The sequence below is a fragment of the Candidatus Methylomirabilota bacterium genome (genome assembly GCA_028870115.1).
In the GTDB taxonomy this organism is placed as follows: domain Bacteria; phylum Methylomirabilota; class Methylomirabilia; order Methylomirabilales; family Methylomirabilaceae; genus Methylomirabilis.
Genome location: JAGWQH010000096.1, coordinates 40,439 through 59,714, shown reverse-complemented (window position 1 = coordinate 59,714; position 19,276 = coordinate 40,439). Strand labels below are relative to the sequence as shown.

The following is a 19,276-nucleotide window of genomic DNA, read 5'->3' as shown; positions in this document are numbered from 1 at the left end:
TGTCAAGTCTGTGCGGTACCTTAATCGCGCCGCTTCGCGGGGGGCTGTACTTGGCGATCGATGGCATGGCCGAATGCCAGCTCCGCAACAGGCAGTTTATAGACAGTTTGCAAGTTCAGCCAGGATTGGGCATCGGTTCCGAAATGGCGCGCTAGGCGTAATATCATTGTTCGCTGGAGTCTCTCAATCCATCACCAACGCGCGTGACTAGAATTCATTAAATGGGCCCAAGCCTTCCACGCCGTAAAGCTTTTCGGCTTCCCAATTCACGGTCAGTTCAATTACAGCCAGACAATCGGCCGCGGTGTGCAGAAGTTTAAATTGCGCCGTCGGGCGCAGATACGTCGGGGCGGTGGCGACGAGTTTTTCCGAGAGGTTGCGGATAGACGCCACCAATTCGTTCGACGGCGTAGCGCCGGTGAAGGTGAGCCGCTTGGCTTCCATGGCTTGCTCGGCCAATTCTTTCAGCCGCTTTTCTTGCGCTTTCGTCGGCATCACCAGCGGCAACTGGCGCAAGTCGCCGATCTCCCATTTCTGCGTGTGCTTGATGAACTTCATTTTGATGAAACTCATCACATCTGAATTGAGCAACGCGAGAAAGGCCAACGGTTCAATCACGCTTGGTTGCGGCGTCAGCCGCATACTGTCGGCGTCGAAAACGCATGGTTCCTGGTAGCGGGCTTTCATGGCGACGTGATTGGCAACGGCTGTCCAAGTTATCCCGCTTGTGAAGAAATATTTGTGACCTTGCCAACGAGCTTCGGGCGCTCCTGAAAGCCAATCCACTGATGCCTTCGACCAATCAATGAAGAGCGGCTCGTTATCCACCCAGCGATTACCTTCGGGGTCGCCTTTGCGGAATGGAACAAACTGGCCATGTCCGCTCAGGCCGTTGTAAATCGCGGCAATGCGCGGCGCGTCGACGGGGTCGGTGTAATTTTCAGCCGAGCGCAAGCCAAGAGCCTTTCCCGCCTTACGCCGTGATTTCACCCATGACTGCAATTCCTGGCACAGCTCCCAAAAATCCTTGTCGGAAACGTCAGCTTGTGTCTGGAGTTTTTTCCGTGTGCCCTTGCTGAAACCGAGTTCCAGGTCAGCCTCCCAAAAATCTTTCAAGTCCCTTGCCGTACGCCACAGCGTGAGCAACTCCTTTTTGCGTTCGGAAAAGGCAAATTCAAAATCTGCCGGCTTGGCTATCAAATCAGGCAACACAATGCGGTAAAGATCAGTTTTAGTGAAGCCGAGTTTTGCCTGTGTGAATTGTGCTTTCAACGGTTCAACGCAGGCTTCCCAGGCGGCACTGTTTCGTGTCGGCTTATTGGCATCGCCACCGTTCTTCGCAAGCAATCTGAGAAATACCGGTTTGATTTCTGCGTCAGCCAGCCAGCGTTTTGTCCATTCCTCGCGCTTGGCAAGAATATCATCGGCGGCGGGCGTGCCGTGCAGGTAGCCGAGAAAACGGGCGTTGTTCGCAGTCCGCATTCCTTGGCCGCCTTCGGCAATCAGCCCAACGAGTGTAACGGTGCCCGGTCTTAGTGAGGCGTGATAAGCGTGGATGTTCGCGTGGTTGTCGGAAAATTTCTGCGAAGTCTCGATCCGCTCCCACCATTCCGCGACAAGTTGTTTCACCGGCTCGTTGAACCTTTCAAAGAGCATGAGAGTGCCGGGGCGCGGCTCAAAGAAAACCTGCTTGTGCGCGGCGCGGTAAAGCGCGCCAGGCACGCGATGAAAGCGCAGGCAGCCATGCTCGCCGTGTTTCACTTCGCCAGCAATTGCGGCAAGCGCGGTCGAACCGGAAAAGTCAATTTCGTTAGCCGATTTCAGTGTCGGCAAATCCTTTTCCGGGTTGGTTGATTTGCCGTTGGCGACTTTGCGCGGGCGGGCCTGAACAAAGAGCATGTCATCAAACTTGGCCGGACAAGTCGGCGTGGTTTTGGTGGCGACGAAAATAGCGGCGTCCACGGTCGCGTCAAATGGGTCACACTGACCGAGGTGGGTCAGGGCATGCGTCTGGAGTATTTTCCGCATTCGCAACTTACTCGCCAGCGTGAAGAACGTGTCAGAGACGATGAACCCGAATCGTCCACCGGGACGAAGAATCTGAAAACCCAAATCGGTGAAATGGACGTAGAGGTCTTCCAGGTATCCGGTGCGTTTATGAAGGGCGTCGCGCCAACTTTCGGCGCTGCTGGTGTGTGTGGAAATGTACGGCGGGTTGCCCAGTAGACAGTCGAAGCCGCACTCGGCTTCCGAGCGGGGCTGGCCGTCGGTTTCAAAAAAGACGTCGGGAAATTCCAGGCGCCAGTGGAACGGAGTGAGCGCCTTGTGCTTCGCATGAAGGTCCTTGGCGAGCGAATCGCGGAGCTTTTTGGCGTCGGCCTTCTCTTTGTGGTCCAGTTCGCCCGGCGCAAGTTCGGCGCGGGCGAGCATTTGGTAATTCAGTTCATTAAGCGGCAGGCCATCCAGCGCCGCGAGCCACACGTCGGCAAGGTAAAGGAATGGGCGGAGTTTTTCGCGGACGTTTTTCCAGCGCGTTTCCTTGCCCTTCACCAAGTCCATTTCGGTACTGGCCGTTTCTTCGATGTGGACGTTTTCGGCAATGACCGCCTTGATCGCTTCGGTCATGCGCCCTCCGATGTTAAAAGTCAGTTGCGCTGTTTCAGCTTTGGTAGCGACCGGTAGATGCCGCAGCTCGCCAGGGTTCACCGAGAGCAGGGAATTACCTGTGCGTAAATGGTGATCGAGGAAATTCAGCGGCTCATCAGCGGCGATGCAGGTGAGCCAGAGCGAAAGTTTGGCCAGTTCCACCGCGAGGGGATTTACGTCCACGCCGTAAATGCAGGATTCAACAACGCGGCGACGCCAGTAGGCAATTTCCGCCTGCTCCTGCGACGCGCCGGGCGCGACGGGGATTTTGCCCCTCTTCAAAATGTCTTCACGCGAGCGGCGGCTTGCGCCGGTAGCGACGACCTTTTCGGTCATGGTCTGCGTCGTGGGATGATACACGATCTGCTCCGCGAGCCATTCCGTGGCGCGAACGAGGAAATGGCCGCTGCCCATCGTGGGATCAAGCAGATTCAGGCGCAATACGGCGAGCGCGAAGCTATTGTCGCGCTTCTTTTCGTTGGAATTGGCCTTGAGTGCGGCCCGCACTTCCGGGCTGGCTTCGATTCCGTTAATCAGCGGTTGCAGGGATTCACGCAGAAGATAACAGACAATCCAATCAGGCGTGTAAATAATGCCGTGGCGATGGTTCTCACCGTTGGCGCTTCGTAATTCCAGCCGTCCCTTGTCGTTGACTTCCAGCACTGCGCCGAGCAAGCCCTCGTAAATGTCGCCAAGCTGCCGGACCTCCAGCAGGCCGTAATCAATCGTTTCGTCGGTGGTGATCTGTTGCTGCCGGGCGGAACTTCGCGCGGGCGGTTGCGAAAAAATCAGTTGGCGCAGGACGCTGGCGAGATGCTTGTCGCTGACGCGCCATTTTTCGATGTTGCGATGCGGTTGCGGATTGAATAAACCGCCGTTGTAACGGGTAACTTTGCACTCCTCGTTCTGCTTCGGTTTGTCGCCGTTAATCAGCCCGAACAGTCTCAGCAGATCCTCGTAAAGGTCCGTGAAGTGTTCGCTGGAATAACTGGCTTTGTCGCGAAGTGTGTTGACCAGACGGGCGAGAGAAAATTTGTCCCGGTACAGTTTGCTTGAGCCGTAGCCGCTTGGTTTGACAGGCAGCAGACCGCGGCTTTCGGCATAGAGAACAAACAGCAAGCGATAGAGAAAAATCAGCAACGTCTCGTAGAGCGCCGCAAAATTGTCTTTGGTGATCTTGTTGTCCGGATAATCGCGGAAGCCGTTGGCCAAATCTTCGAGAACGTCGAAGATGCGCTTGCGCAAATTGCTTTCGAGTTCGGCCTGGCGCGTGAGAGCTTCCTCGCGAAGGGTGTCCAGCAGGCAACGCCGTTCGCCGTTCAATTCAAACGACTGCGGCCGGAAGAGAGCCAGGAACAAACGGAAATCTTCCAACGAACAGAATTCTTCGCGGTAGGCCAGGTGGAACGCGAAATAGGCGTCATTGGGAGCTTGCTCACAGTAGAGACGCCATTCGTTGCCGTTGGTCAAAATCGCCCAGTTGAAATAACGATTGCCGGTTTTGTCCTTTGCTTTGCGGAGATAGTCTTGAATTTGCTGGCTCGGAAACCAGCCGGGCGTCTCTCTGTTGGAAATCTCATCGAGAGAGTGTTGGACTTTCTTGGCTTCTAAAACGGTCACGGCCTCGCGAAAAACGTCGGCAGTCTCCGTTTCTTTTGCGGCTCGCTGGCGTGTTTCGTCGTCGAGAAACAGACAGTAGTCAGGCTGTTTGCGCGGCGCACCCTTTGACGGCAAGCCCTGTTCAGGAATAAACGTCCAATCTAATTCGTTCAACAGCGGGTTAAGGAATTGCGTGCGCGTGTAAGCCTCGTTTCGTTTGCAAAGGCCAGCGTAATCTTCAAACCAACGCGCCTTGAGTTTTTCGTAAATGGGCCGTGCCTCGTCGGGGGACGGGAAACTTTCTGACTTGGCAAAATGCTGATTGAGGTAATTGAGAGAGAAAACGCCTCGACACGCGAACGCCGACGTGTGGTCGTCGTACTGAATCCCCAAACCCAACTGGTTGTTTTTGGAAGATGCGTCCTTGGACTTACGCGTCATCGCTTGCCCTCTCCGTGTTTGTGCAGTTGCAGCCGATCAGGAACGGGTCGTCCAAGTCCATAAGTGATGATATTAAAGCGGATTATAGGACCTTCTGACGTTATGAGCAACAAGTGGTGGCGAATATGATCTGTTGTCGCGGTTCGGCAGGGACGTTGACTGTGAGGCGGGCGAGGTTGTCAAGGTGTTGATGAGGCCGCGGCTCCGAGGTCAGGTTGAGCGACGGGCGACGTCCGATGTCTGGTGCCGTTGGGGACCATTTAGGTCCGGGGCTTCGGCAATGCGGGGTTGAATCGGGCGGGTAAGTATGATAGCGTGACGGTAAAGTAGCTATCAGCTAACAGTGTATAGCGGTCAGGCATTGGCTGAAGAGAAAGTGTCAGTAGATAGTCAAACCAGGGCCCAACTCAGGCAGCTTCCCTCGGTGGATGAGCTATTGCAGGAGCCGTCGATCCGGGAGACAGCCCAGACACTGCCGCGCTGGGCGGTTGTTGAGGCGATCCGAGAGGTATTGGAGCGTCGGCGGAGGAGTATAGCCACAGGGCAGTCAGGAGCGATCACGGCCGATCTGCCATCCAGGACCATGCTGGTTGCTGAGGCGCAGCGAATCGCTCTGCGGCTGAATCGACCGGCCCTGCGGCGTCTCATTAACGCAACAGGCGTGGTCATCCATACAAACCTCGGCCGCGCCCCGCTCGCAGAGGTTGCAGTCGAGCGCGTGGTCGAGGTGGCGCGGGGCTACTCGAATCTGGAGTACGACCTTGAACGAGGGGACCGCGGGTCCAGGCAGGACCATGTGGAGCGGCTTTTACGTCGTCTTACTGGGGCCGAGGCCGCGCTTGCCGTAAACAATAATGCGGCGGCTGTGCTGCTGGCTATCAATACACTGGCCGAGGGGAAAGAAGTCATCGTCTCACGCGGGGAGTTGGTGGAGATCGGCGACTCGTTTCGGATCCCCGATATCATGCGTCGCGCGGGCGGGATCTTGCGGGAAGTAGGGACGACCAACCGGACCTACCTTAGGGATTACGAGGAAGCTGTCGGGGCGGCGAGCGCAATCATCCTGAAGGTGCATACCAGCAACTTCCGAATCCAGGGCTTTGCCAACCAGGTGCCGGTGGCCGAGTTGGCCGGCTTGGGCGAGAAGACCGATCTTCCGGTGGTGGAGGACGTGGGCAGCGGTGCCCTCGTCGATCTGTCACAGTTCGGGCTTTCCAAAGAGCCGATGCCATCGGAGAGCATCCGCACCGGAGCAGACCTGGTGACCTTCAGCGGGGATAAGCTGCTTGGAGGACCCCAAGCGGGCCTGATCGTGGGGAAGCGACTGCTGGTCGAGAAGCTCCGCCGCAATCCACTTGCGCGCGCTGTGCGGATTGACAAGCTCTCGTTAGCCGCCCTGGAGGCGACGTTGTGCCTCTACCTCGATGAAGGGCGAGCCTTTGCCCACGTTCCGGTGCTCCGAGCGCTCGTGATGCCGCTTCAAGAGATTGATCGGCGGGCCAGGCATCTGCGCGACCGGATTGCCGCGCTCACCTCGGGTCATCTTGAGGTCTCGATCATCGAGGGAACCTCAGAGGTCGGTGGTGGCGCACTGCCCCTCGAGGCAATCCCGACGCGGCTAGTGGCGGTGCGGGGCGTCCACTTGACCGCATCGGTTTTGGAGGGACGCCTGCGCCGGACTGACCCACCGGTGATGATTCGAATCAAAGACGACCGGATTGTCTTGGACCCTCGCACGGTCTCGGAAGATGATCTGGATACGCTGGCCAATCTGGTGGTTTCGGTTGCTGCGCCGTAGAGGTTTAAGGTGCGTAGGGACGCGGCTTACTATGCTCGATGTGAGGTGTAAAATCCCCCTCCACCCCCCCTTTTTAGCAAAGGGGGGCACGGGGGGATTTGGAGTGCATGATGCGAAGGATGAGCGGTCTGTTTATCACCTTTGAAGGGGGCGAGGGATCCGGGAAGACGACCCAGCTCAAGCTGTTGGCCAATCGAATTCGCGCTTCCGGCAAAGAGGTCGTCGAAGCCCACGATCCCGGAGGGACCGCCATCGGGAAGGAGATCCGGACGCTCCTGCTCCATCCGGGATCGGCCCCCATAGCCGCTGCCACGGAACTACTGCTGTATGAGGCCAGCCGCGCGCAGCTTGTCCGGGAGGTGGTGGCGCCGGCCATGGCACGGGGAACCATTGTGCTTTGTGACCGTTTTACGGATTCTACGGTAGCCTACCAAGGATATGGAAGGAGCCTTGACCTCGACCTGATACAACGGCTGAACCGGTTTGCTACCGGCGATCTTGCTCCGGATCTCACCATCCTGCTGGATCTCGACCCGAGGATCGGACTGATGCGGTGCAGGCGAGGCGTAGGCGCCGATACTTCGGCGGGGCTCAATACAGAGTCGTCTTGCTGGGACAGGATCGAGTCCGAGCCGCTTGACTTTCATCAGCGGATCAGAGAAGGATACCTTGCGTTGGCGCGCGAAGAGTCAGATCGGATTGCTGTAATCGATGCTACACTAAGTGTTGCTGGGATCGAGGCGGTCGTGTGGACCGAGTTTATCAGGCTTGAGGAGCGGAGCGGCTATGCCATTTCGTGACGTTATAGGACAGGCGCGAGCCATTCGGTTCCTTCACCGGGCGCTTATAACCGGACGGATCGCCCATGCCTATCTCTTCAGCGGGCCAGCCGGGGTGGGCAAGCGAGCCGCCGCGCTCGCCTTTGCCCAGGCGCTCAACTGCGATATGAATCAGCGATCAGCTGACAACCGTCAGCTAACGGCTACGCAGGATGGGTGTGGGGACTGCCGCGCGTGTCGCAACATCGCCAACGGACTACATCCGGACGTACAGATTATCGAACCGGACGGCGCGACCGTAAAGATTGAACAAATCCGGACGCTTGAGGCCGACGCTGCCCTGGTGCCCTATGAGGCTCAGTGGAAGGTATTTATTCTCGACGGCGCGGAGCGAATGACGGAGCAGGCGGCTAATGCGCTCCTGAAGACCCTGGAAGAACCGGTTAAGGACACAGTATTCATCCTCCTGGCCAGTACAGTATCGGCCCTGCTTCCCACGATTGTCTCTCGATGCCAAAGTGTCACCTTCTCCCCGCTCCCACACGGAGAGATTGAAGCCCTCCTGAGAGAGAAGGGGATGGAAGCGTCTCGAGCCAGATTGATCGCCTCCATGAGCCGGGGCAGCATCGAGCGCGCCTTCAGTCCGGATGTGGCGTCCATGCCAGCGATGAGGGATCTGCTGCTCGAAGGCGTTGGGCGAGGGCTTCAGGATGGACCCAATGCCCTCGTCGAACTGGCCGAGAAGCTGGCGAAGGATCGGGAGAAGCTTCAGCAGCAGTTGGAAATCCTTTCGGCCTGGTTTCGTGATCTTATGGTCGAGAAGGCATCAGGACGAACGGAGTGGCTTGTAAACGACGATCGCGGTGAAGCGGTCGCCCGCCAGGCGGAGAACTTGCCCATGGACGCCATTCTGGATGGGCTTCGTGCAGTCCACGCCGCGATGGACAATCTCACCCGCAACGCGAATCCACGTCTGTCGATGGAGGATCTTTTGCTCCGGCTGCGGGAGGTACTTCCGTCCGGTCTTTCGGCGGTGTCGGCATGAAAACGGTACGTATCAGCCTGGGAGAGACCGAGTACCAGGAGCAACACTACGATCCGCGAGGGGTGAAGGTGCAGCCGGGCGACCATGTGGTGGTCGAGACCAAGTGGGGACAGGGGCTGGGCCGGGTGTTCGCCACGTTCCCACTCTTTCCCGACCAGAAGGCTACGGAACCGCTTCCCGCCGTCCTCCGTGTGGCAACCGCGCGCGACCGCGCCAATGAGGAACGGATCAGACGTCTGGAATTTGACGGGAAAGCCGTCTGCTCGCGGAGGATTACAGAATTAGAGTTGCCGATGAAGCTGGTCGATGTCAAGGCAAGCTTCGATCGGAGCCGGGTCACCTTCTATTTCTACGCTGACGAGCGGATCGATTTCCGCGATCTGGTGAAGGGGCTGGCTCAGCAACTTCACACCCGCATCGAGATGCGACAGATTCGGGCCAGGGATGTCGCCAGCAAGTTGGGCTGCGTTGGTCCGTGCGGCCGGGAGCTGTGCTGTAAGACCTTTCTGAAGGAGTACGAACCGATCTCGGTCCGGATGGCCAAGGACCAGAACCTTCCTCTTAATCCGAGTAAGCTGGCGGGGATGTGCGGGCGGCTGAAGTGCTGCCTCCGCTATGAGCACTCAATGTATGAGGAGTTGAAGCGGCGTCTACCCAAGGTTGGTTCCCCGGTCGAGGCGCCTGAGGGGGTGGGGATTGTCAAGGCGAGGAATATTCTGACTGAATCGGTGGTGATCGAACTGGAAGACAGCGTGCAGATCACTGTGAAGGCGGCCGACCTGATTCACATCGGCCCCCCCCTGGACGAGAACTCACCCCGGAATAGTTGCGGCGGCGGAGGCTGCAGCAGTGGCGGCTGCGGGGGTGGCTCTGCGCCGGACCACACCAACTCATGAGCGACGAGACCTTCTACCTTACTACCCCGATCTATTACGTCAACGCTACCCCGCATCTGGGACACGCCTATACCACTATTCTGGCCGACACGATGGCCCGCTTCCAGAAGCTTCGGCTGGGACCGGAGCAGGTCTATTTCCTCACCGGTACCGATGAGCACGGTGACAAGATCGCCCAAGCGGCTGCGCAGGCCGGCGAGAGCCCGCAGGCCTATGCTGACCGGATCAGCAGTATCTTTCAGGAGACGTGGAAGCGGCTGGGACTCGCGCCGAATCAGTTTATTCGCACGACCAGCGAACCTCACAAGCGTGCCGTACAGCAGTTCCTGCAACAGATATACGATGCCGGGGACATCTATTTCGGGGAGTATGGCGGCCATTACTGCTTCGGCTGCGAGCGGTTCTACACTGAGAAAGAGCTGGAGGACGGTAATTGCCCAGATCACCGAACGGCCCCGGCCTTTATCAAGGAGCAGAACTACTTCTTTCGGATGGGGAAATATCAGGATTGGCTGATCGACCATATCCACCGCCACCCCGACTTCATTCGGCCGGAGCGTTTTCGGAACGAGGTGCTGTCCTTTCTTAAGGAGCCGCTGGAGGACCTCTGTATCTCTCGACCTTCGGCGCGCCTCACGTGGGGGATCCCGCTCCCCTTTGATGATCGGTATGTCACCTATGTCTGGTTCGATGCCCTCATCAACTATATCTCGGCACTGGGCTGGCCCGATGGCGAAGCATTCCGGCGTTTCTGGCCCGCTACCCAACATCTGATCGCCAAAGATATCCTGAAACCGCATGCCATCTACTGGCCGACCATGCTGAAGGCTGCCGGGCTTCCACCATATCGACACCTGAACGTACACGGCTACTGGAAGATTGAAGAGGCTAAGATGTCCAAGAGCAGAGGCTCGGTCGTCCGACCTCTTGATCTGGCCGACAAGTATGGCGTGGATGCCTTTCGCTACTTCGTTCTACGGGAGATGACGTTTGGCCTGGATGCCGGTTTCAGCGAGGACGCGCTGGTGGCCCGGTTGAACGCAGATCTGGCCAATGATCTGGGGAATCTCTACAGCCGCGTGCTCAAGCTGATCCAGCGATACTACGACGGTAGAATTACGCAATCGTCTGATAATCGAGACCTGGCTGATGTCGCACGCGCTGCCGTCACGGACGTGACAGCCGCCATGGAGCGCTTTGCGTTCAGCGAGGCACTATCGACTGTCTGGAACCTGGTCTCAGCCACAAACAAATACCTCGTGACTAACGAACCGTGGAAGCGAGATCCGGGAGATCCTCGAACGAAAGCGGTCCTGTCCACTGCAGCCGAGACCCTCCGTATCATTGCTACGCTCCTGTTACCGTTTCTTCCCCAGACAGCGGAACGCATGCTCTGGGGTCTGGGCGTCACTGAGCCGAGAACTCCTCTTCGCCTCGAGGAAGCGTGCCTGTCACCGACACAAATCGAGGCACGGGAGTGGCGAGTCCAGGATGTGCAGTCGCTTTTTCCCCGCATCCAGGCGACTACCGCTAAACCGTTGCCACGAGAGCCCCGCCTCACCCCCACCCTCTCCTCCCAAGAGGAGGCGATGGGCGTCAAGACAATCTCCTCTCCTAGACGTGGAGGAGTCGAGCAGATCACGATCGAGGAGTTCCGGCGCGTCGATCTGCGCGTTGCGGAAGTGGTAGAGGCAGCGGCGATTCCAGGCTCCAAAAAGCTGGTAAAGCTTCGAGTCAGGCTCAAGGACGAAGAGCGGACTGTCGTCGCTGGTTTGAAGCAGCATTATCCGCCGGAAAGCTGGTCTGGGAAGCGGATCATCCTTGTCGCCAACCTGAAGCCAACCAGTCTGATGGGGATTACGTCTCAGGGGATGGTGCTTGCCGCCGAGGACGACGCAGGCCGGATCGTGCTGCTCACGCCGGAGGCGCTCATCGATTCCGGCTCCACGGTCCGCTGAGTGTTTGTCGATACGCACAGCCATATTCAGATGCGGGAGTTCGACCCCGACCGAGCCGAAGCGCTCGCGCGGGCCAAGGCTGCCGGAATCGGGCTTATGGTTTCTGTGGGCTATCATCTGGCGGCCAGCCGGAAGGCGGTGGAGGCCGCGCAGTGTTACCCGCAGGTGTACGCTGGCGTCGGCATCCATCCCCACGACGCCGGGACCTACGATGATGCTGCCGAAGAGACCCTTCGCGCCCTCGCCAAGCAGCCCAAGGTTGTGGCGATCGGTGAAGCGGGTCTCGACTTCTTTCGTGACCGCGCCCCGCGTGCAGTCCAGGCCGACGCCTTTCGCCGCCAGATTCGTCTGGCCAGAGAGCTGGATCTGCCGCTCATCGTCCACGACCGTGACGCCCATCAGGAGACAATGCGGCTCCTCAAAGAAGAAGGGGCCCAGGAAGTGCTTCTGCACTGTTTTTCCGGCGATCTCGCCATGGCGGAAGAGGCCTGGCAGAGAGGCTACTATGTCTCTATCGGCGGGCCGGTGACCTACCCGAAGAATGAGACGCTTCGCGAGATCGTGCGAAAGGTCAAGACGGATCGCCTGGTCTTAGAGACGGACTGCCCCTACTTGCCGCCCCAAGCGTTCCGAGGCCAGCGGAACGAGCCCGCCTATCTCCTCTACGCGGCCCAGGAGATCGCCCGCGTTTTGGGAATGGGTCTTGACGAGCTCGGTCGTCTCACCACCGACAACGCCCGCCGCCTGTTCCGACTTCCGCCATTGGGATGAATGCCACTTGTTGACTCGGCTCACAGGAGATTTGGATACACATTTTCTGAGCCGCTTGTCATCGGGGAGGTCCTGAGCGCATCGCTTCCCAGTGTCGCGCTACGATTAAGATGTGGCACCATGTTTGCTCCATTTCCCATTCGAGAAGATGCTTTCCCCTTTACAACGGGACCGCCGCTGTGATACGAAAAAGACCTCGAACGGTTGAGTGGCCCGCACGATATATGGGGTAAGGGTGATGAGTGGGGTCGAGATTTCCAGGATTCGCAACGTAGCGATTGTCGCCCACGGAGGCGCAGGCAAGACGACGCTGACTGAGGCGATGCTGTTTGATGCCGGCGCTACTTCCCGCCTCGGGAGGGTCGAAGATGGAACGACCGTCACCGACTTCGACGAGGACGAGATCAAACGGAAGATGAGCGTCAGCTCAGCCTTCGCCTTTTGTGAGTGGAAAGGGCACAAGCTCAACCTGATTGATACCCCTGGCGCGTCGATCTTCCTGACGGATACCAGAAACTGTCTCAGGGTCGTTGACGGCGCGGTTGTGGTGGTAAGTAGCATCTCCGGCGTAAAGGTACAGACAGAGAAGGTGTGGGCATGCGCTGAAGCAGAAGGTCTTACCAGAATGATCTATATCAATAAGATGGATAAGGAGCAGGCCGACTTTTCGCGAGCCTTGGAAGATATTCGTAAGAACCTCTGCCCGGTGGCGACACCCATCCAGCTCCCAATAGGTGCGCAAGCGTCCTTCATGGGTGTGATCGATTTGCTGCGGATGAAGGCCCTGATCTACCAGGACGAGCGGACGGGGAAGTTCTCCGAAGGCGAGATTTCGCCCGACCTGAGACCGAAAGCGGAACAGCTTCGATCGACGCTGGTGGAGGCCGTTGCGGACAGTGACGATAAGCTGCTGGAGAGGTATCTGGAAGTCGGGGCACTCTCGTACGAGGAGTTGAAAGCCGGGCTACAGCGGGCGGTGATCAGGGGGAAGCTCGTTCCGGTCCTCTGCGGTTCGGCCCTGAAGAATATTGGCGTACACCCCTTACTCGATCTTCTGACGGAGCTCTTTCCATCTCCGGCGGATCGTGAAGCCGTCGCGGGTGTCGATCCGAGGAGCGGGGAGCGACTGACCCGAGAAAGCCGAGAGGATGCCCCATTCTCTGCGCTGGTATGTAAGACACTTGTTGATCCCTACGCCGGAAAGATTACGCTTTTTCGCGTCTACTCCGGGGCGCTTTCTTCCGATTCCGGTGTCTACAACAGTACCAAAGGGTGTAAGGAAAGGATCGGTCAAGTGGTGTTGCTCCGTGGTAAGACTCAGATTCCGGTTCCCACAATCGGGGCGGGAGATCTTGGGGCTGTGGTGAAGCTGAAGGAGACCGCCACAGGGGATACCCTTTGCGACGAACGGAACCCGATCCGCCTGAAACCGGTTGGGATCCCAAGTCCGATCATCGAGTATGCCATCATGCCCAAGACAAGAGGGGATGAGGAGAAGATGAGCTCGGGGCTCCACCGGCTTCAGGAAGAGGATCCATCCCTTCAGATTCGACGCGATCCGCAGACCAAGGAGATTATTTTGGCTGGGATGGGCAAGAGCCACTTAGAGATCGCGGTCGACCGCCTCAAGCGGAAGTTCGGACTCGAGGTCCAGATGAAGACGCCACGCGTGCCGTACAAGGAGACCATTCACGGGCGGACCGAGGTTCAGGGGAAGCACAAAAAACAGACCGGGGGTCATGGACAGTACGGCGATTGCTGGATCAGGCTTGAGCCGCTCCCTCGGGGTGCGGGATACGAATTCGTGAACCAAATTGTGGGGGGCGTGATCCCCAAGCAGTATATCCCAGCGGTGGAGAAAGGGATCATAGAGGCGATGGAAGAAGGGAGTCTGGCCGGGTATCCTGTTGTGGATGTGAAGGTTATCCTCTACGACGGCTCATACCACACTGTTGACTCCTCGGAAATGGCCTTCAAGATTGCCGGTTCGTTGGCATTTAAGAAGGGCGTCCTGCAGGCGAGCCCAACGCTCCTGGAGCCGATCATGACGATCGAGGTGATGGTTCCTGATGAGTGTATGGGAGATGTGATCGGCGATCTGAACAGCAAACGGGGACGCGTGATGGGCGTAGAGACCAAAGGGAAAGCGCAGACCATCAAGGCCCAGGTCCCTCTGGCTGAAGTGTTGGAGTATGCCACGCAGCTTAAGGCCATCACCGGCGACCGCGGTGACTACACAGTGGAGTTCTCTCACTACGACGAGGTCCCTCCGCATCTGAGGGAGCGAGTAATCGCCGATTTGAAAAAGGCGAAAGAAGCGTAGGCCGCTCCCTATCCGTTCCGCCCAATCTTTCCCTTGATTTCCCCTGTACAATGTAAGAGAAGCGTGCTATTTTAAAAGAGGTGGGCCAATAATGCCCGCTCTTTGTTTTATAAGGGGTGGTATGATATGGCTGGGGAGGTCGTAGAGCGAGTCAAGTCGATCGCCCTTCCGCTCTTTACGGAGTTGGGACTGGAGCTGGTAGACGTTGAGTTCCGTCGGGAAGCAAGCGGATGGACCCTTCGCCTCTATCTCGACAAGCGTGATGGGGTGACTCTGGGGGATTGCCAGCGAGTGAGCGAAGAGCTGAGTGACCTTCTCGACGTAGAGAATCTTATCGATCACCCCTACACGCTTGAAGTCTCCTCTCCTGGTTTAAACCGGCCACTCCGCCGGGAGTCGGATTTTCTTCGCTTCGCGGGTCAACGGGCGAGAGTCACGACCTCTCAGGCCGTTGCGGGTCAACGGCGGTTTCTTGGCGTCCTTAGGGGTTACGAGGATGGGCGGGTATTACTGGAACGGGAGGACGGCAGCATTGTCCTCATCCCTTATGCGCTGATTTCGAAGGCTCGACTGGATCCAGTCCTGTAAAGGCAGCGTATAGGGGTTAGGGGATAGGGTGTTGACACGATGGGCATTGATTTGCTGCAGGTGATAGAACAAGTCGGACGCGAAAAAGAGATCGATCCGGCAGTGCTGATCGAGGCTGTCGGTGCGGCAATCCTCTCCGCGTCTCGTAAGAGTCTTGGGGCCGCGCTTGACCTGCGTGTGGAGTTCGACCAACGGTCCCGTTGCTTTATGCTGTATGCGGTACGAAAGGTTGTCGAACAGGTTCTGAATCCCCACGTCGAGATCTCCATAGATGAGGCCCAGCGGCTCAACCCTGGGGCCCAACTTGGCGATGAGATCAAATCTGAGATGAAGGCAAGAGAGTTCGGCCGGATCGCTGCCCAAACGGCGAAGCAGGTGATCATCCAGCGAGTCAAGGAAGCCGAACGGGAGAGCGTATTTCAGGCCTTTAAGGCCAGAGTGGGTGAATTGGTGGGTGGCGTCGTGCAGCGAGTTGCGAAGGGCAACGTCATCGTCAATCTCGGGAAGGCGGAAGCGATTCTCCCCCCTAGAGAGCAGCTCCCCAGGGAGGATTACAGGATCGGCGATCGGGTTCGAGCGTACGTGCTGGATGTGAAGAAATTGTCGAGAGGGTCCCAGATTATCCTGTCACGAACCCATCCCGGCCTCCTAGCTAAGCTGCTCGAGATCGAGGTGCCCGAGATCTACGAGGGAATCGTTGAGATCAAGGCAGTTGCCAGGGATGCGGGTGAACGAGCCAAAGTGGCTGTGGCCTCCCGAGACAGCAATGTGGATCCCGTAGGGGCCTGCGTTGGATATCGTGGTAGTCGGATTCAGGCCATCGTCAGGGAGTTGATGGGCGAAAAGATCGATGTGATCGCCTGGAAGGACGATCCGGCTTCCTTCGTCCGGAGTGCGCTTGCCCCGGCCGAAATTGAGAACGTTGAAGTGGTCCAGGAGACGCACACCCTTCATGTGTTGGTGGCTGATGGTCAGCTCTCTCTGGCCATTGGGAAACGAGGACAAAACGCTCGTCTGGCGGCCAAGCTACTGGGATGGAAAGTGGATGTCAAGGGCCGGGGTGAGGTTCAGAAAGAACCGGAAAAGCAGGTCCAGCCGGAGTGTGAGGCCGCAACGTCAGTGGCGGAGAGTTCGGCTGGCGCTGCCCTGCCGTTGGCGAACTTGCCGGGTCTAGGTGAGAAATTGGTCGATCGCCTGATCGAGGTCGGTCTGGACAGTTGCCAGAAGTTGGCTGACGCGTCGGATGAAGCCTTGGTCCAGATAGAGGGGATTGGTCAAAAGACAGCTCAAAAATTAATTGAGGCCGCGAAAGCCGCTCTCGCCTCGAGGGATGCACAATAGGTGGTATCTGAGCCTTTTCGCTCTTGTGTTGCCTGTCGCACCAGCCGGCCGAAGAGGGAGCTTGTTCGCGTACATCAGGTTCCGGGCGGGAGGCTGGGTGTGGATCTGGGCGGGGGATCTGATCGTGGCGCCTATGTATGTCCGCGCCGCTCATGCCTGGAGCAGGCAGTGAAAAGAGGTGAGTTTGCGCGTTGCCTGAAGGCGGTGCTCGCACCGATGACAGTGGAGGCTCTTGAGGGGTTGATCCGGGAACGTGTGTCGCGCAAGGTCGCCGCGCTCCTTGGACTTGCCCGCCGGGCCCGTAAGGTCGTCTCAGGTGCAGAAGCGGTGGATTCGGCCGTGAAGCGTCATTCGGCCCGGTTAATCCTGAGCGCGACAGACGCGTCGGCGAACTCGGTTGCGAAGTCGCGGAGTTTGGCCGCAACGGTTGGCATCACATGGGTGCAGGCCATGGAGAAGGAAGAGTTAGGGGCCGCTCTCGGGGGGGCTCCTCGAGCATGCATTGCTATCATGGATCCGCACTTTGCGGGGGCGGTGATGTCGGTGCTGGAAAAGATACCGGTGGAGATGCAGGCGAGAGAGGCTACATGGTCAGACCGCCGAGTCGGGGGGCAGAGCGGAGCCTCGGAAGGTGTGGAGGTGATCCGGCGTGGGAATGATTAGGGTTTACGATCTGGCGAAAGTGCTTGGTATATCAAGCAAAGAGCTTCTTGACCGGCTTGAGCGGTCGGGCTTGCAACTCAAGAGCCACAGCAGCAACGTGGATGAGGACCATGTCAGGTCGCTCCTGGCAGCCGCACCGTCTCAGAAAAAAAGCCGTCCCAAGTCCAAACCTCTGGAGGCGGCTCCGTCGGCCCACGCTAAGCCCGTGGAGGGCCGACGTCTCAGGACAGGAAAGGCCGAAGCGCAGACAACAATGATCAAGACCTCGGTTCGTAAGCCCGCTCGATCCAAGCTCACCGAGACAAAGGCGCCATCCAGAACTAAGCCAATAACCGAAGGGGTAAGATCCATCGGGGTATTGAGTCCGGTTGAGCAAAAGGGACCTCAGAAGCCCAAGGCAGTATCTGTCCTGCAGCCATCTGCAGGGGCCGCAGTTTCCGAACAGCCATCCGCTGTGCCGTTGGAGCCTGGTCGCGAGGCTCCGGTAGCGCAGGCAGGCTTGAAAGAGGCGCCATCCCGGACCCCAATTATCTCCGGCTCAGGGCAGAGGGTGACTGAGATTCTGCCGGCACCGGAGCCACAGGTCCAGGTAGAGCAAGTCGAGCGCGAGCCCTCTGCTCCGTCACGCCCGATAGTCAAAATTGCGGAGACGATCACTGTCAAGGAGCTGGCGGACAGCATCTCAATGAGCTCCAGCGAGATCATTAAGCAGTTGATCAAGTTGGGAATTATGACCACGATCAATCAGCCGCTTGATGTGGAGGTAGTGAAACGCGCAGGCGAACGGCTGGGGTTCTCAGTGGAAGTGACCCCCCTGGAAGAGACTACGGCTGAGGCCAAGGAAGTTGAGGATCTTTCGCTGCTCCTGCCCAGATCTCCGGTCGTGACGATCATGGGCCATGTCGATCACGGCAAAACCTCTCTGCTGGATGCGATCCGGCAAACCAATGTCATCGCCTCGGAGGCCGGTGGGATTACTCAACACATCGGCGCCTATCAAGTCGATCTACCGGGTGGCAAGATCACGTTTCTGGATACACCGGGCCACGAGGCGTTTACCGCCATGCGGGCGCGTGGGGCCCAGGCGACCGACATCGTGGTTTTGGTCGTGGCGGCCGATGACGGGGTGATGCCTCAGACGCTGGAGGCGATCAGCCACGCCAAGGACGCGGGCGTCCCGATCCTGGTGGCAATTAACAAGATCGATAAGCCGGGGGCCGATCCGAACCGTGTCATGCAACAGTTAGCGGAACAGGGTCTGGTTTCGGAAGAGTGGGGAGGACAGACGATCTATGTGGAGGTCTCGGCCAAAAAGAAGATCGGTATCGATCACCTGCTCGAGATGCTGCTTCTGCTGGCCGAGATCCAGGAACTGAAGGCTAACCCGCACAGAGCAGCGAAGGGCGTGATCATTGAGGCCGAACTGGATCGTGGTCGGGGACCGGTCGCCACCGTGTTGGTTCAGCAGGGAACCCTGAAGGTGGGGGACGTGATCGTTGCCGGATTGCATTCGGGCCGGGTGCGGGCGATGAACAATGAGAAAGGGAAAAGGGTTCAGTTGGCCGGACCAGCGACTCCGGTGGAGGTGCTGGGTCTGTCGGGTGTCCCCATGGCCGGAGATACGTTCGTTGTAGTATCCGATGAACGAAAAGGACGGCAAATCGCGCTCAGCCGGCAGCAGAAACATCGCGAGGAGATGATCGTTTCGAAGCACCGCGTGACCCTGGAGGATTTGCACCGTCGCATCCAGGAGGGCGAGGTCAAAGAACTTCGGATGATTATCAAGGGGGATGTCCAGGGCTCCATCGGGCCGTTCCGTGAATCGCTGGGACGGATCGGCACCGACGCGGTCAGATTAAAGGTGATTCATGCGTCGGTCGGCGCTATTACCGAGACTGACGTGATGTTGGCGTCAGCCTCCAACGCGGTGATCGTAGGTTTCCATGTGCGTCCTGAGCCAAAGGCCCAGAAGCTGGCCGAGCAGGAAGGCGTCGAAATTCGACTCTACACTGTGATCTATGACGCCATCAATGAGATTCGGCAGGCGATGGAGGGGCTGCTGGAGCCCAAGTATATCGAACGGTCGATCGGTCGCGTGGAGGTTCGTCAGGTCTTCGCTGTACCGAAAATAGGTGCGATTGCCGGCTCAATGGTTGTGGAGGGAAAGGTCGCCAGAGACAGCCAAGTCCGCCTTATTCGGGACGGCAAGGTAGTCCATAAGGGGCGAGTTGGATCGCTTCGCCGCTTCAAAGAGGATGTCCGAGAGGTGCAAAGTGGGTTTGAGTGCGGCGTCGGTCTGATGAACTTTAATGACATCAAGGTTGGCGATATCCTGGAAGTCTTCGAGCTGGAATCGGTAGCCCAAAAATTATAGTGAGGTTTTGGGTTTCGAATTTCGGGTTGCGAGTTACGCTGCACTCGAAACTAA

Annotated in this window: 12 protein-coding genes; 11 read left to right on the top strand and 1 reads right to left on the bottom strand. The window is 58.1% G+C overall.

The features are described from left to right. Positions 1–207: 207 nt before the first annotated feature. Positions 208–4,686, bottom strand: a complete 4,479-nt coding sequence (locus KGL31_10665; protein MDE2322356.1) for an Eco57I restriction-modification methylase domain-containing protein — start codon at positions 4,684–4,686, stop codon at positions 208–210. 376 nt (positions 4,687–5,062) lie between these two features. On the opposite strand from KGL31_10665, the gene selA reads away from it, so the two are divergent. From selA to infB, 11 genes are all read left to right on the top strand, one after another. Further along, positions 5,063–6,484 (top strand): L-seryl-tRNA(Sec) selenium transferase, encoded by a 1,422-nt coding sequence (gene selA, locus KGL31_10660; protein ID MDE2322355.1) that lies wholly within the window; start codon positions 5,063–5,065, stop codon positions 6,482–6,484. A 119-nt stretch (positions 6,485–6,603) separates the two neighbouring features. After that, positions 6,604–7,284 (top strand): dTMP kinase, encoded by a 681-nt coding sequence (locus KGL31_10655; GenBank protein ID MDE2322354.1) that lies wholly within the window; start codon positions 6,604–6,606, stop codon positions 7,282–7,284. Next, complete coding sequence (gene holB, locus KGL31_10650; GenBank protein MDE2322353.1) at positions 7,271–8,308, top strand: DNA polymerase III subunit delta'; 1,038 nt, start codon at positions 7,271–7,273, stop codon at positions 8,306–8,308. Before KGL31_10655 ends, holB begins: the two co-directional genes overlap by 14 nt. Then, a complete protein-coding gene (locus tag KGL31_10645; protein ID MDE2322352.1) occupies positions 8,305–9,204 on the top strand; it encodes a stage 0 sporulation protein in 900 nt (299 codons plus the stop codon). Before holB ends, KGL31_10645 begins: the two co-directional genes overlap by 4 nt. Next, the gene (gene metG, locus KGL31_10640) at positions 9,201–11,162 is read left to right on the top strand and encodes a methionine--tRNA ligase (GenBank protein MDE2322351.1); all 1,962 of its coding nucleotides are present in this window, start codon (positions 9,201–9,203) and stop codon (positions 11,160–11,162) included. The genes KGL31_10645 and metG overlap by 4 nt, the downstream gene beginning before the upstream one ends. Further along, positions 11,163–11,933 carry a TatD family hydrolase gene (locus tag KGL31_10635; GenBank protein MDE2322350.1) on the top strand — a complete coding sequence of 257 codons (771 nt, stop codon included), beginning with the start codon at positions 11,163–11,165 and terminating at the stop codon, positions 11,931–11,933. Positions 11,934–12,171: 238 nt separating this feature from the next. Continuing rightward, the gene (gene fusA, locus KGL31_10630; GenBank protein MDE2322349.1) at positions 12,172–14,256 is read left to right on the top strand and encodes an elongation factor G; all 2,085 of its coding nucleotides are present in this window, start codon (positions 12,172–12,174) and stop codon (positions 14,254–14,256) included. Positions 14,257–14,382: 126 nt separating this feature from the next. After that, positions 14,383–14,844, top strand: coding sequence for a ribosome maturation factor RimP (locus KGL31_10625; GenBank protein ID MDE2322348.1), 462 nt, complete (start codon positions 14,383–14,385; stop codon positions 14,842–14,844). A gap of 39 nt (positions 14,845–14,883) precedes the next feature. Further along, entirely contained in the window at positions 14,884–16,185 is a 1,302-nt protein-coding gene (gene nusA / locus KGL31_10620) for a transcription termination/antitermination protein NusA (GenBank protein ID MDE2322347.1), read from the top strand. After that, the gene (locus KGL31_10615) at positions 16,186–16,848 is read left to right on the top strand and encodes a DUF448 domain-containing protein (GenBank protein MDE2322346.1); all 663 of its coding nucleotides are present in this window, start codon (positions 16,186–16,188) and stop codon (positions 16,846–16,848) included. Next, complete coding sequence (infB, locus tag KGL31_10610; protein ID MDE2322345.1) at positions 16,841–19,222, top strand: translation initiation factor IF-2; 2,382 nt, start codon at positions 16,841–16,843, stop codon at positions 19,220–19,222. The genes KGL31_10615 and infB overlap by 8 nt, the downstream gene beginning before the upstream one ends. Positions 19,223–19,276 lie beyond the last annotated feature (54 nt).